This window comes from Geosporobacter ferrireducens, assembly GCF_001750685.1.
Lineage (GTDB): Bacteria > Bacillota > Clostridia > Peptostreptococcales > Thermotaleaceae > Geosporobacter > Geosporobacter ferrireducens.
Genome location: NZ_CP017269.1, coordinates 426,427 through 440,678, shown reverse-complemented (window position 1 = coordinate 440,678; position 14,252 = coordinate 426,427). Strand labels below are relative to the sequence as shown.

The 14,252-nt window shown below is 37.3% G+C and carries 13 protein-coding genes; all 13 read left to right on the top strand.

Annotation, left to right across the window (positions count from 1 at the left end):
* Positions 1-16 precede the first annotated feature (16 nt).
* The 13 genes from Gferi_RS02245 to dnaG all read left to right on the top strand — a co-directional run bounded on the left by Gferi_RS02245 (position 17) and on the right by dnaG (position 14,246).
* Positions 17-412 (top strand): cytidine deaminase, encoded by a 396-nt coding sequence (locus tag Gferi_RS02245; RefSeq protein WP_236932679.1) that lies wholly within the window; start codon positions 17-19, stop codon positions 410-412.
* Positions 413-445: 33 nt separating this feature from the next.
* Positions 446-1,333, top strand: coding sequence for a GTPase Era (era, locus tag Gferi_RS02240; RefSeq protein ID WP_069974091.1), 888 nt, complete (start codon positions 446-448; stop codon positions 1,331-1,333).
* A 97-nt stretch (positions 1,334-1,430) separates the two neighbouring features.
* Positions 1,431-1,574 carry a YqzL family protein gene (locus Gferi_RS27405; RefSeq protein ID WP_169832954.1) on the top strand — a complete coding sequence of 48 codons (144 nt, stop codon included), beginning with the start codon at positions 1,431-1,433 and terminating at the stop codon, positions 1,572-1,574.
* A gap of 4 nt (positions 1,575-1,578) precedes the next feature.
* Positions 1,579-2,322, top strand: a complete 744-nt coding sequence (recO, locus tag Gferi_RS02235; protein ID WP_069974090.1) for a DNA repair protein RecO — start codon at positions 1,579-1,581, stop codon at positions 2,320-2,322.
* Positions 2,323-2,338: 16 nt separating this feature from the next.
* On the top strand, positions 2,339-2,833 hold the full coding sequence (locus Gferi_RS02230) for a DUF4342 domain-containing protein (protein WP_069974089.1): 495 nt from the start codon (positions 2,339-2,341) through the stop codon (positions 2,831-2,833).
* Between the two features lie 329 nt (positions 2,834-3,162).
* A complete protein-coding gene (locus tag Gferi_RS02225; protein ID WP_069974088.1) occupies positions 3,163-4,551 on the top strand; it encodes a glycine--tRNA ligase in 1,389 nt (462 codons plus the stop codon).
* Between the two features lie 213 nt (positions 4,552-4,764).
* Complete coding sequence (locus tag Gferi_RS02220) at positions 4,765-5,394, top strand: helix-turn-helix transcriptional regulator (protein ID WP_069974087.1); 630 nt, start codon at positions 4,765-4,767, stop codon at positions 5,392-5,394.
* A gap of 22 nt (positions 5,395-5,416) precedes the next feature.
* Positions 5,417-6,235 (top strand): pyruvate, water dikinase regulatory protein, encoded by an 819-nt coding sequence (locus tag Gferi_RS02215; RefSeq protein ID WP_069974086.1) that lies wholly within the window; start codon positions 5,417-5,419, stop codon positions 6,233-6,235.
* 21 nt (positions 6,236-6,256) lie between these two features.
* Entirely contained in the window at positions 6,257-8,881 is a 2,625-nt protein-coding gene (ppdK, locus tag Gferi_RS02210; RefSeq protein WP_069974085.1) for a pyruvate, phosphate dikinase, read from the top strand.
* A gap of 505 nt (positions 8,882-9,386) precedes the next feature.
* The gene (locus Gferi_RS02205) at positions 9,387-10,418 is read left to right on the top strand and encodes a 1-aminocyclopropane-1-carboxylate deaminase/D-cysteine desulfhydrase (protein ID WP_069974084.1); all 1,032 of its coding nucleotides are present in this window, start codon (positions 9,387-9,389) and stop codon (positions 10,416-10,418) included.
* A gap of 338 nt (positions 10,419-10,756) precedes the next feature.
* Complete coding sequence (locus Gferi_RS02200) at positions 10,757-11,761, top strand: deoxyguanosinetriphosphate triphosphohydrolase (protein WP_069974083.1); 1,005 nt, start codon at positions 10,757-10,759, stop codon at positions 11,759-11,761.
* Between the two features lie 97 nt (positions 11,762-11,858).
* Positions 11,859-12,317 carry a YaiI/YqxD family protein gene (locus Gferi_RS02195; RefSeq protein WP_083273320.1) on the top strand — a complete coding sequence of 153 codons (459 nt, stop codon included), beginning with the start codon at positions 11,859-11,861 and terminating at the stop codon, positions 12,315-12,317.
* Positions 12,318-12,398: 81 nt separating this feature from the next.
* Entirely contained in the window at positions 12,399-14,246 is a 1,848-nt protein-coding gene (dnaG, locus tag Gferi_RS02190; RefSeq protein ID WP_069974081.1) for a DNA primase, read from the top strand.
* The last annotated feature ends 6 nt before the right edge of the window (positions 14,247-14,252 follow it).

Genomic DNA, 14,252 nt, shown 5'->3' with positions numbered 1-14,252 from the left:
TTAGGAGGCGAGGGTTTTGACAGAATTAGCATTAATGCAACAAGCAAGGAAAGCCATGGAATATGCCTATGTGCCTTATTCTAAATTTAGAGTAGGAGCTGCACTTTTGACCACGGATGGAAAGGTCTATACCGGCTGTAATATAGAATGTGCTTCTTTTGGTGGAACAAATTGTGCAGAGAGAACAGCACTTTTTAAGGCAATCTCTGAAGGCCATCGTTCTTTTGAAGCGATTGCAGTGGTTAGTGATAATGATGAATATACCTTTCCCTGCGGTATCTGCAGGCAGGTCATTGTAGAATTCGGCAAGGATATAAAGATCATTGTCGGTACAAGTGATGGAAAGATAGAAACTTTTACGATAGAAGAGCTGCTGCCCCACTATTTCTCCGGCATAGATCTTAAAAAATAATACATTGATACAGATGAGAAAGAAGGTTCCGTTATGAAGTTCAAATCAGGGTTTGTAACTATTGTCGGTAGGCCAAATGTAGGGAAATCTACCTTAATGAATAGGATGGTTGGAGAAAAAATAGCCATTATGTCTGATAAACCCCAGACAACGCGAAATAAGATTCAATCTATTTATACACAAGACAACTTCCAGATCATTTTCCTAGATACTCCTGGTATTCATAAACCCAAAAATAAACTGGGAGAGTATATGGTAAAGTCTGCGCAGCAGACGCTAAACGAAGTAGATGTGGTATTGTTTTTAATCGATGATACAGCCAATATGGGTGGGGGCGATCAGTTTATACTGGAGTCACTAAAGGAGATCAAAACGCCTATTATACTCGTAATTAATAAGATTGACAAGATTCCGCCTGACGCCTATGAAAAAATGTTTCATCTCTATAATGAAACGGGAATTTTTAAAGAAATTATAGGAATATCGGCGTTAGAGGATATAAACATCCAAAAACTTCTGAATAAAATCTTATCATTTCTCCCGGAAGGACCACAGTATTTCCCAGGAGATATGATTACAGATCAACCGGAGCGGGTGATCGTATCTGAAATCATTCGAGAAAAGCTGCTGCACTATTTACAGGATGAAGTTCCTCATGGAGTGGCTGTACAAATTGATTCAATGAAAAAAAGAGAAGATAAAGATATCATAGATATCCAAGCAACGATCCTTTGCGAGAGGAAGTCTCACAAAGGAATTATCATCGGAAAAAATGGAAGAAAGTTAAAAGGGATTGGTAAAAGCGCCAGAGAAGATATCGAAAGATTAATGGGAACAAAAATTTTTCTGGAACTATGGGTTAAGATAAAGGAAGATTGGCGTGATCATGAGGGAACATTAAATCAGCTGGGATATAAATAAAAAAGAAGTGTAGTGACAGAATTTTCATCGTATAGGAACCCCCAGTCATTGAAAATCATAATATATGATACAATTTTTTTATGAAGGGGATGATAGGGTGGTACAAAAAACATTATGGAAGCTATTTGAAAACACCGGTAGTATTCAAGCCTATCTATACTATAAAGGTATAGAACGTGCTGTAGCATCTAAGGTTCAGGAGGATATAAAAGGTTCAGAGAAACAAGCATTCTTGAGGTGATGAAATGCTAATTAAGACCGATGCAGTGGTCTTGAAACAAAGCAAGTTTGGAGAAGGGGACAGAATTATTACCCTCTTTACTAAAAAGCTGGGAAAAGTACAGGCGGTATCCAAGGCATCTGGAAGACATAAAGGGAAATATGCTGTGGGTACACAGCTGTTCTCCTATGGTGAATTTGTTTTGTTTAAGGGACGTGACTTGTTCCAAATTACGCAGGTAGATCTAAGACATTCCTTTTACTCGATTCGTGAAGATGTTACGAAATTAGCCTATGGAGCTTATTTATTAGAGCTAACACTAGCTGCTATAGGTGAAGGACAAACAAACAACCGTCTGTTTGAACTTTTAATCAACAGCTTGCAGATATTCTCCAAAAGTAAAAAAAATATGGAAACCATCATTAAGGCTTATGAAATGAAGCTGTTATATTATTCCGGATATAAGCCTGAATTAGAATGTTGTGTACATTGCGGCACATCGGAGATAGGAAATCCCCGTTTCAGTTCAGCAGAAGGCGGGATTCTATGTAGGAATTGCTTCCAGCAAGATCTGTACGCAATGAAAATATCTCCCGTTACCATACGGGTAATGCAGTATCTAATCACTCAGGAATTGGAGCAGATTGCAAAGCTTATGATTCGAACAGAGGTTATGGAGGAGTTAAACAAAATTACGCGGCACTATATTGGGACCCATTTGGAGAAGAATGCTTTTAAAAGTCTAGAATTTTTAAATCATATAAAATAAAAAGGGTGGTGTACTTATGGAGATTACTTTAGAAAAAATTGATCAAGTCAGAGAAAGAACAGGAGTAAGCTACAAAGAAGCAAAAGAAGCTTTAGAGGCAGCGGCAGGAAATGTTGTGGATGCGATTGTACATATTGAAGAAAGACAGAATATTCGATGGACAGATAACTTTGCAGGCGCTGGAAATGAGATCCTAGAAAAGCTGAAAGCTGTAGTGAAGAAGGGAAATGTTACAAAAATATTGTTAAAACGAGATGGTGAAGTGATTATGAATATTCCAGTAACGGCAGGAGCTATCGGTGCGATTTTATCGCCGCCTATAGCGATGGTCGGCGTTTTTACAGCTTTCGCAACAAAGTGTAAGATCGAAATTGTAAAAGACACAGGGGAAGTATTAGATCTTAATGAAATTGCAGATGATACCTATAATTCTGTTCGCAGCAAAGTAGATGAATTAAAAACGAAAGTAAATGCCACTGAGAAAGAAAAAAGAGATGGTGAAGAAGAATAAATTTGTAAAAAAGATAAAAAACATTGAAAAAAGAATGGAAAAACCGCTTAAATGCCTTTACAGTCTTTGTGCAATATGATAGAATCGTAGAAAAGTATATGGTGTGCGCAATGAGAGAGAAGAGTAGTCAATGCCTATTATCTAAGAGAGTTGGTGGTGCTGGAATACCAACATAATAGCTTGATGAAGGGAGCTCTTGAGCGAGAGAATAAAAGTGGGTACCAGATGCCAAATAGGGTGGAACCGCGGAAGTAAAGTCTTTCGTCCCTTGTATTACAAGGAACGGAAGGCTTTTTTATTTTAATCAATTTTGAGAAGGAGGATGTAATATGGCAACTGAAAAAACAATGGAAAAAATTGTTGCTTTGGCTAAATCAAGAGGATTTGTATTTCCAGGCTCAGAGGTATATGGAGGATTGGCAAATACTTGGGATTACGGACCATTGGGAGTAGAATTAAAAAATAATGTAAAGCGTGCCTGGTGGAAAAAGTTTATCCAAGAATCTCCTTACAATGTAGGTTTAGATGCAGCAATTTTGATGAATCCGCAAGCTTGGGTAGCCTCAGGCCATGTAGGTGGTTTCAATGATCCGCTGTTGGATTGCAAAGCATGTAAGGCTCGGTTTAGAGCAGATAAGCTTATAGAGGATCATTTGAAAAAAGCAGGTGAAGAAGCAACCGTAGATGGTTGGTCCAATGATAAGATGCAGGATTATATCGAGGAAAAGAAAATTGCATGTCCTGAATGTGGCGCCAATAATTATACGAAAATCAGGCAATTCAACTTAATGTTTAAGACCTATCAAGGAGTAACGGAAGATTCAAAGGCGGAGATTTATCTGCGTCCAGAAACGGCACAGGGAATCTTTGTAAACTTCAAAAATGTATTGCGGACATCAAGAAAGAAAGTACCTTTTGGAATAGGACAAATTGGAAAGTCTTTTAGAAATGAGATTACCCCGGGTAATTTTACTTTTAGAACCCGTGAATTCGAACAAATGGAACTTGAATTTTTCTGCAAGCCGGGAGAAGATATCGAATGGTTTAATTATTGGAAGGATTTTTGCAATCAATGGCTGCTGAATCTCAATATGAATCCTGAGAATATTCGGTTAAGAGACCATGAAAAAGAAGAATTATCTCATTACAGCAATGCGACTACAGATATAGAATATAGATTTCCTTTCGGCTGGGGAGAGCTTTGGGGCGTAGCAGATAGAACTGATTTTGATTTAAAACAGCACAGTGAACATTCTGGCGTTGATTTTACTTATCAAGATCCAGTTACCAATGAGAAATATATTCCTTACTGTATTGAACCTTCTTTAGGCGCAGATCGGGTAACCCTAGCTTTTTTAATTGATGCTTATGAGGAGGAGCAGTTGGAAGATGGCAGTGATAGAATTGTATTAAAATTTCATCCAGCTCTTGCACCTTTTAAAGCAGCGGTATTTCCATTAACGAAAAAGCTCAGTGAAGGAGCCACTGCGTTATACCAACAATTAGCCAAAAAGTTTATGGTTGACTATGATGAAGCAGGAAGTATTGGTAAGCGGTATAGAAGGCATGATGAAATCGGAACACCGCTGTGTATTACATTTGATTTTGATTCTCTAGAGGATCAATCTGTGACCATCAGAGACCGAGATACAATGACACAGCAAAGAGTTAAAATTGAGGATTTGGAGAAATTTATTGAAGAAAAAATCCAGTTATAGTGTTGGAGAGGGTTTTCAATAAACCCTATTCCAAATATTATAAAAATAGATACAAAGGTAGACAATAGTGGTGAATGATTTTTCAATTTCATCTCTATTGTCTTTTTTTTTCAGAAAAGTATAGCAAAAATAGGAAAGCTTTGCTAAAATATAATATATCACAATAAAAAATAGTATAACACATATAATTTGTTTTTGAAATGAGGTGATACTTTGGAGCTTTCAGAAAGACAGCAAAGAATTGTGGAGATTGTAAAAGAAAATGAACCGATCACAAGTGAACAGATTGCAGCACTGTTAAAAGTAACAAGAGCAACCTTACGTCCAGATTTAGCCATTCTAACAATGTCGGGAATCTTGGATGCGAGACCGAAGGTAGGCTATTTATATGCTGGAAATACTGGAATAAATATTATTTCTGAACATATTAAACAGACCCGTGTGAGTGATATCAAATCAATCCCTGTGATTGTAGATGAACAAACCAGTCTTTATGATGGTATTGTAGCATTGTTCTTAGAGGATGTTGGTTCAATATATGTTGTTTCTAAAGGCTACCTAACAGGTGTAGTATCTAGAAAGGATTTTTTAAAGAGTATTATGGGGGGAATGGAAATCCATAAGGTGCCTGTGGGACTGATTATGACAAGAATGCCCAATATTGTTTTGACTTATCCACACGAAACAGCGTTGGAAGCAGCAATTAAAATTATTGAGCATGAGGTAGATAGTTTGCCGGTAGTAGAGAAAGAAATGATTGGTGAAAAGGAGTGTTTCAAAGTAGTTGGAAAGATTTCTAAAACCAATATTGCAAGACTATTTGTTGAACTTGGAAAACAATAATGGATTATGGAGGGTTAAAAATATGAACCGTCGATTGGTAGTTTATGTAATCTCCGACTCAATCGGTGAAACAGCGGAACAAGTTGTAAAAGCCGCTGTCAGTCAATTTGAATGTAATGATTATGACATTAGAAGATTTTCTTATATATCAGAGGCAGAGCAAATTCGGGAGATATTTAGCGAGGCAGTGAACGAAAACTGTGTCATTGTATTTACTATGGTAGTACCTGCACTTCGCAGACTGATGCTAGAAATGGCAACAGAAAGTAAAATTCCTATCATTGATATTATGACACCGATCATAGATTCGATTCAGACAATCATCAAAAGCGAACCCAAGAATGAACCGGGGTTAATTCGGAAGCTGGATGAGAAGTATTTCAGAAAAGTTGAAGCGATAGAATTTGCAGTAAAATATGATGATGGCAAAGATCCAAGAGGTTTGAAAAAGGCAGATATTATTTTAATCGGTGTTTCAAGAACTTCCAAAACACCGTTAAGTATGTATCTGGCCCATAAGAATATCAAGGTGGCTAATGTACCGCTTGTTCCAGAGGTTCCAGTTCCAGAAGAACTTTTTGAAATTCCTTCAAAAAAAATCATTGGACTAACCACAAATCCAATAAAACTTAATGAAATTCGCCAAGAAAGATTGAAAGCTTTGGGTTTAGGCAATGAAGCCAGCTATGCAAATATGGATAGGATCCTGGAAGAGTTAGAGTATGCTGATGGACTTATGAAAAGATTAAGATGCCCGGTAATTGATGTCTCAACAAAGGCTGTAGAAGAAAGTGCCAACATTATATTAGAAATAATGAGGCAAAATGCCCATTTGAAATAGTAAGTAGAGAGGAGTTTATTTATGAATAAAAAATATGTATATTTTTTCAATGAAGGAAATAAAGAAATGAAATCTCTCTTAGGTGGAAAAGGAGCTAATCTTGCAGAAATGGTAAAGATCGGTCTGCCTGTTCCACCTGGATTCACGGTGACTACAGAAGCATGTAATCGATACTATGAGGATCAAAAACAAATTCATGCGCTGATTGTTGAAGAGATTTTTCAGAGTCTAGAGGAATTGGAAAAAAGAACCGGGAAGAAGTTTGGCAATCCACAGAACCCACTTCTTGTATCCGTTCGTTCCGGTTCAGTATTTTCCATGCCGGGCATGATGGATACCATTCTAAACCTTGGTTTAAATGATGAAACAGTAGTGGGAATGGCATTGGCCACAGGCAATGAGCGATTTGCATTTGACAGCTATAGAAGATTTATCCAAATGTTTGGTGATGTGGTTTTACAGATTCCTAAATTTAAGTTTGAGCATATCCTAGACCGCGAAAAGGAAGAGAATCGTATTGTTTTAGATACCGAGTTAACTGCCGTGCACTTAAAGAATATTATTCAGGCTTATAAACAGCTCGTACAGAAGGAAACAAGAAAGGGATTTCCGCAAGAACCGAAAGAACAGCTGCTTATGGCAGTGAATGCAGTATTTGATTCATGGAATAATCCAAGAGCTGTTGTGTACCGGGACCTTCATGATATACCTGGACATCTGGGAACAGCTGTGAATATTCAGTCCATGGTCTTCGGAAACATGGGGGATACATCCGGAACAGGCGTTGCATTCACAAGAAATCCGTCAACCGGAGAAAAAAAGATTTTCGGTGAATTTTTGATGAATGCTCAGGGAGAAGATGTAGTGGCAGGAATCAGAACGCCTCAATCCATAGAGCAGCTTAAAGACTATATGCCAGAGGTGTATGACCAATTTATTACGCTAGCGAATCTATTGGAAAATCATTATAAGGATATGCAGGATATAGAATTTACGATTGAAAATGGAAAACTCTATTTGCTGCAAACCAGAAACGGGAAAAGGACTGCGACTGCTGCGATTAATGCGGCAGTGGACATGGTAGATGAAGGAATTATTGACAAGGAAACTGCCTTGATGCGGGTAGAGCCTATGCAATTGGACCAATTGCTGCACCCTACATTTGAGGAGAAAGCATTGGCGGAAGCCGAAAAGATTGCGCAAGGGCTGCCGGCATCTCCTGGTGCAGCTACAGGTAGAGTGTACTTTAGTGCTCAGGATGTAGTAGCAGCTGTAAATGAAGGAGAAAAAGCAATTTTAGTGCGATTGGAAACTTCACCCGAGGATATTGAGGGAATGGTGGCTGCAGAAGGAATTTTAACAGCTAGAGGTGGAATGACCTCCCATGCGGCAGTTGTAGCCAGAGGAATGGGAAAATGCTGTGTTGCGGGATGTGGAGAAATACGAATCGATGAAGGAAATAGAGTTTTCAAGGTAAATAACCTTGTATTCAAAGAAGGAGACTATATTTCTTTGGATGGAAATGCAGGTGCTGTTTTTGCAGGCAGCATTCCAACCATGGAACCGGAACTCTCAGGAAAATTTAGTATTCTGATGAACTGGGCAGATGAAATTCGTTCTTTAAAAATACGAACAAATGCAGATACACCAAGAGATGCTTCTGTAGCTGTGAAATTTGGTGCAGAAGGTATTGGCTTGTGTAGAACAGAGCATATGTTTTTTGAGGAAAATAGGATTCCAGCCGTACGCCAAATGATTGTAGCGAAAACGAAAGAGGAGCGAATGGCTGCGCTAAATAAGCTGCTGCCTTTCCAAAAAGAGGATTTCATCGGTATCTTTGAGGCTATGGGTGAAAGGCCAGTGACCATCCGCCTTCTAGACCCACCCCTTCATGAGTTTTTACCTCATCATGAGGAGGATATAAAAGCTTTGGCTCTGCAGTTGGGAATGGAATACGCTAAGCTGCAGGAAACTGTAGATGAGCTCAAGGAATTTAATCCAATGCTGGGGCACCGCGGCTGTCGTCTGGCCATTACCTATCCGGAGATTTATGAAATGCAGGTTAGAGCAATCGTTATGGCTGCTTTGGAAGTAAAAAAAGAAAAAGCGTTGGAAGTAAAGCCGGAAATCATGGTGCCATTGATTGCTCATGAAAAAGAACTGGCAATTATAAAGAAACTGATTATAGATACAGCGAAGAATGTAATGGAGCAATATCGAGAAACCATTGATTATATGATTGGAACGATGATCGAAGTCCCACGGGCGGCCCTGACTGCTGATGCGATTGCAGAGCACGCGGAATTCTTTTCTTTTGGTACCAATGATTTGACGCAAATGACCTATGCTTTTTCTAGGGATGATGCGGGTAAATTTATTGGAGAATACAGAAAGAAAGAAATATTCGAAAAAGATCCTTTCCAGCGATTAGATCAGACTGGTGTAGGAAGACTAATGGAAATTGCTATAGAATTAGGCAGAAAGGCAAGATCAGATATTAAGCTTGGAATCTGCGGAGAGCATGGAGGAGATCCGGAATCAATTGAATTCTGTCACCGAATTGGATTAGAATATGTTTCCTGCTCGCCTTATCGTGTTCCTATTGCACGTCTTGCTGCTGCGAGAGCCGCTGTAATCAACAAATAAAATGTTGAAATATCAATGATTAGATAGGATATATAAAAAATGATGTATGGGTATTGTCTTTAGATAAATCTATAGGCAATACCTAATTTTTTAAAATTATTAGTATTTTGGAACAAAAAACATCGGCAAAAATATGTATTATGGAACACCATTCATGTTTTTATCATTATAAGATATCACTCTGTTCAATATAATTATTTATTCAATGCTATCATGAAAGATACCCTAAACAAAAAATACATATATAAAAGGAAGGAAACCTTTTTAGTTGTGTTGAATTAGTTGAATTGTAAAAAGTGTTCCATAATAGTGAAAAATGGAGATTGGTCTATTTTGATAGCGGTGGGTCAGGCCCAGGTAAATAATATTTTAGTTTAAAGTGTCGCGAACGTAATTTAAGGTGTTACATTTTAAGTTATGGCTACTTAAAATGTGACGCCTCTTTAGATATTGTAAGAATCTATTTATATGACAATATTAAAAAAATATACGGAGGTTGATAGCCATGTTAGTAAAAAGAGAAAAGATCTCATTTTTAGATCCACAACCGACACCGATTAACTATCTTCCAACACTTTCAAAAGAACTAGGAGTGGAACTGTTCATTAAACGGGATGACCTTACTTTGTTTGGTGCAGGCGGAAATAAGCTGCGCAAGCTTGAATACATTCTTTATGATGCTATTCAGAAAGGTGCTACAACACTACTTACTGTAGGCGGAGCACAAACAAACCACGGGCGCCTTACAGCAGCAGTGGCAGCAAAGTACGGTATGAAATGCGCTATTGTATGTGTTGATGAGTATCCTGGTGAAATTAGTGCAAATATCCTTTTGGATGGCATCTTGAATGCAGAGGTTGTTATGAAGAAGAATGATGGTCGTGATAAGGATGAGCAGCTTGCGGAAACCGTGGCAACTGTCAAAGCCAGATATGAAGATATGGGTGAAACAGTATATGAAATACCTCTTGGTGGCAGCGACGTAGTGGGAATGATGGGATATTATGAATGTGCAGTAGAGATTACAGCTCAAGCCCAAAAGTTAGGTATTGAAGACGCCACTGTTGTAACTGGTGTGGGCAGCATGGGAACTTACTTAGGCCTTTACTGTGGTCTCAAGAACGAAGGTTCACCTTTGGGAATCACAGGCATTGCTATTCTTCCTTTCAATGATTATCATGATAGGCGAATCGTTGAGTATTTTGAAAATGCAAAGGAAGAGTACAATCTTTCAATAGACGCATGCCGTAAGGATTTCAATATTGAAACAGGATATACAAGAGGAGCCTATAACAATTCTGATTCTACTGTTCGCCAGGCTATTTATCGTATGGCAAGGTCGGAAGCTATATTACTGGATCCATGCTATACAGGAAAAGTATTTGCGGGCGTATTGGATATGATTGAAGAAGGAAAGATTAAGAAAGGTGAAAAGATAATCTTGCTTCATACAGGTGGTATGCCTGGGTTTTATACCAAACACCACCGTGTGGAATTTGAGAAAGAGCTGATGGGCCATGTTACAATCGTAGAGTAATTTAAAATGAAATTATCCATTTTAGAAAGTAGTAATAACGATTTTATTTAATAGGAATTCAATTATTGATTTGGATTATTTATATTCTGTGTAGTTGGCTAGAACAGTTATTAAGAATAAATAGTTTAAAGGGTATGGCGATAAGTCATACCCTTTTTAACCGAAAAAATGTTCGCTATCCAGAAGGAATAAAAACATAATTGTGGTATATATAATAAGGTAAGATAATTTTTACTAAAATGAATGTGCTATCGACAAAGTAAGGGACAAACTTGTATATTCAGATAAGTTTTTGACGGAATGCAGCCAAAGAACTATTTATATGCGAGGGAAAAACTATGTTGTTTCGTGAAATCACTGAAAAATATGAAGAAGAGAGATTTTCTCCCTATGCTGCACGATCACAGCATACAAAGGGGAGAAGACTTACAGAAGCTCTTTGTGAAGTAAGAACTGAATTTCAGAGGGATCGGGATAGGATATTACATGCCAAGGCCTTTCGACGTTTAAAGCATAAAACACAAGTATTTTTATCACCAGAAGGAGATCATTACCGTACCAGATTAACCCACACATTGGAAGTTGCACAAATATCCAGAACGATTGCAAGAGCATTGCAATTAAATGAGGATTTGACGGAAGCGATTGCCCTGGGACATGATTTAGGACATACACCCTTTGGACACAGCGGAGAAAGAATTTTAAATGAAGTGCATCCAATGGGGTTCCATCATAATGAGCAAAGTCTGCGTGTAGTAGATCATCTGGAAAAAGGGAAACGGGGGTATGGACTCAATTTAACTTTTGAAGTAAGGGATGGAATTCTGCACCATACAGGAGCGGACAGACCAGCTACACTGGAAGGTCAAATTGTTAAGATTAGTGATCGTATCGCATATATCAATCATGACATTGATGATGCAATCCGTGCCGGTGTTTTAAAATATGAAGACCTACCGAAAGACTGTTTGGAGAATTTAGGCGCAACACATAGTGATCGTATTCATACGATGATCATGGACTTAATTCACCATAGTATTCATCAGCCTAAACTTTCTCAAAGCAGAGAAAAATTGTTTTATATAGATAAGCTTCGCGCTTTTATGTTTGAAAATGTATATCTGAATAAGAAAGCCAAAAGGGAAGAGGAAAAAGCTCAGCATATTATCCAAGAGCTATACCATTACTTTTTAAAAAATTGTGACAGACTGCCAGAGGAAATGGGACAGAGGATTGAGGAATTTGGCATTCAGGAAACTGTAAAAGATTATATTGCCGGAATGACAGACAGGTATGCAATACAGAAATATATGGATATTTTTGTGCCTACTGTGTGGAAATAGAGATTTTGAAAATTCTGTACTTAACTTTTTATTTTTTTTAGAAGGATTACTGATGATATATGTCGAATAATGAGAATCGCGAAAGATTAAGGATGATATGATGATAATTTATGTCGATGGAGATGCTTGTCCTGTTAAAGGGGAAATTGTCGAGGTTTCAAAAAAATATGATTTACAGGTAATCATGGTTTTGAGTATATGCCACCTGACAAAGTCTGATGGTTTCTCAGAGTATGTTGTTGTAGATCATAGAGATCAATCAGTAGATATGGAGATCATCAATAGAGTAAAGAAGGGAGATGTAGTCATTACAGACGACTATGGCTTAGCTTCTATTGTATTAATGAAGGAAGCTTTATGCATGTCTAGTAGAGGCATGCAATATACAGCAGAGAATATTGATTTATTACTATATAAAAGACATATGAACCAAAAAATAATGAGAGCCGGGGGGAAAGTAAAAGGACCGGCAAAGCGTTCTAACAGCGAAGATCGTCAATTTCTCATTAACTATGAAAAGATGCTGAAGCAGTCACTATATAATTCTCTTCTATAGATAGGGATTTAATTTCCTGCTAAGGAGGAAATTCGTTAAAAATGGAGAAACATTACTAAAAGGATTATATGGGTGATAAATATGGGTATAAATCTACATGAAGGATTAATTGAAGAAATAAGAAATAGAAGTGATATCGTAGAAGCAGTCTCAAAGTATGTCAACTTGAAAAAAGCAGGAAGCAACTATAAAGGATTATGCCCCTTTCACCATGAAAAAACACCTTCCTTTATTGTATCAGAGGAAAAGCAGTTGTATCATTGTTTTGGATGCGGTGAGGGCGGCGATATCATTAATTTCATTATGAAGATGGAGAATCTTGACTTTATCGATGCGGTGACTACATTAGGTGAAAAGGCTGGAATACGTATTGAAGAGGCTTCATCAAAAGAAGAAAAGAAAGAATTTGAGAATAGAAACCGAATATACGAGATGAATCGAGAAGCAGCATTGTTCTTTTACAGCAATCTGATAAAGAAAGAAAATAAGGGTCTAGAATATTTAAAAGAAAGAAAAGTCGACCTTAGTACAATAAAAAAATTTGGATTAGGTTATGCAGAGAATCAGTGGGAAGCCTTAAACAATTATCTCCTAAAAAAAGGATATACACAAGAGATGATACTTTCGGCAGGCTTGGTATTAAAGCGAAATCAGAAGGATGGATGCTATGACCGCTTTCGTAATCGAATCATTTTTCCAATTATTAATACGACTGGAAAAGTAATCGGTTTTGGTGGGAGAGCGCTTGGGGATGAGCAGCCTAAGTATCTTAATTCTCCTGAAACATCTGTATTTAACAAAGGAAGAAATCTATATGGTTTAAATACTGCAAAAAAAGTGCTTGGAAAAGAAAAACGAATGATTGTTGTTGAAGGGTATATGGATGTTATTTCCCTAAGCCAGCGTGGAATTTCCAATGTTGTTGCTTCCTTAGGAACAGCACTGACAAAGGAACAGGCAGCTCTTTTAAAGCGATATACAGATGAGGTATATATTGCTTATGATGGGGATAGTGCAGGACAAGCTGCTGCGTTACGAGGACTAGAGGTACTCGGAGAAGCAGGCTGTGATGTAAAGGTAGTTATTTTCACTCAGGGAAAGGACCCTGATGAAATCATAACAAAAAAAGGAAAGAAAGTCTTTTTAGACGAACTAGAAGGGGCACTTTCACTAATTGATTATAAGATTACGTTGGTAAAAAAAGAAAATGATTTAACTACGATTGAGGGTAGGATTAAATTTGTAAAAGCAATCGCAGAAATTATTAAACAATTGAAAAGCCCTGTAGAGGTTGATGCCTATATCAAGAAAATTTCAATAGAAGCGCAAATATCTGAAGATGCTATAAAAACGGAAATATATGGCAATAATAGGTATAATCAACCAGTAAAAATGCATAAACCTATAGTAAGTGGAGAAAAGCATAGAAGTAAATTTGAAAGGCATACTAATAAATATAATATTGAATCCATACAGCCGACAGAAAAATTAGGCTATCTTGAAGCAGAAAGAGGCATTTTGAAATTAATGCTTATGAACAAACAGTACTTTAATAATGTGGTAAGCACCTTTCCAGAGCTTAATTTTACTGATCCTGTTCATAAGAAGATTGCAAAGCTCGTTGCCCGTGCTTATGAAGATATGGACGTTATAGATATGGATTCCTTAATGAATCAATTAGATATTAATGAGATTACGATACTTCATAATATAAAAAAGGTAATTATACCAGAGGATAATACCCAGAAAGCACTGATTGATTTTATGAACCAAATACAAAAATTTGATCTCATGAAAAGGAAAAAGGATATTGAAACAGAATTAAAAGAAATGGAAAAGAAAGAAAATAAATCTCAAATGGAGATAGCGAGGATAAGGGAATTATGCATACAACTGGAAAAAATATTGAAGGAGCTCAAACACTTATAGAAAAGC

Bases quoted from the DNA above. Each gene is read 5' to 3' on its own strand.
- Gferi_RS02215 (WP_069974086.1), top strand. From the start codon at position 5,417: ATGAACCGTCGATTGGTAGTTTATGTAATCTCCGACTCAATCGGTGAA.
- Gferi_RS02230 (WP_069974089.1), top strand. From the start codon at position 2,339: ATGGAGATTACTTTAGAAAAAATTGATCAAGTCAGAGAAAGAACAGGA.
- dnaG (WP_069974081.1), top strand. From the start codon at position 12,399: ATGGGTATAAATCTACATGAAGGATTAATTGAAGAAATAAGAAATAGA.
- recO (WP_069974090.1), top strand. From the start codon at position 1,579: ATGCTAATTAAGACCGATGCAGTGGTCTTGAAACAAAGCAAGTTTGGA.
- ppdK (WP_069974085.1), top strand. From the start codon at position 6,257: ATGAATAAAAAATATGTATATTTTTTCAATGAAGGAAATAAAGAAATG.
- Gferi_RS02195 (WP_083273320.1), top strand. From the start codon at position 11,859: ATGATGATAATTTATGTCGATGGAGATGCTTGTCCTGTTAAAGGGGAA.
- Gferi_RS02205 (WP_069974084.1), top strand. From the start codon at position 9,387: ATGTTAGTAAAAAGAGAAAAGATCTCATTTTTAGATCCACAACCGACA.
- Gferi_RS02225 (WP_069974088.1), top strand. From the start codon at position 3,163: ATGGCAACTGAAAAAACAATGGAAAAAATTGTTGCTTTGGCTAAATCA.
- era (WP_069974091.1), top strand. From the start codon at position 446: ATGAAGTTCAAATCAGGGTTTGTAACTATTGTCGGTAGGCCAAATGTA.
- Gferi_RS02200 (WP_069974083.1), top strand. From the start codon at position 10,757: ATGTTGTTTCGTGAAATCACTGAAAAATATGAAGAAGAGAGATTTTCT.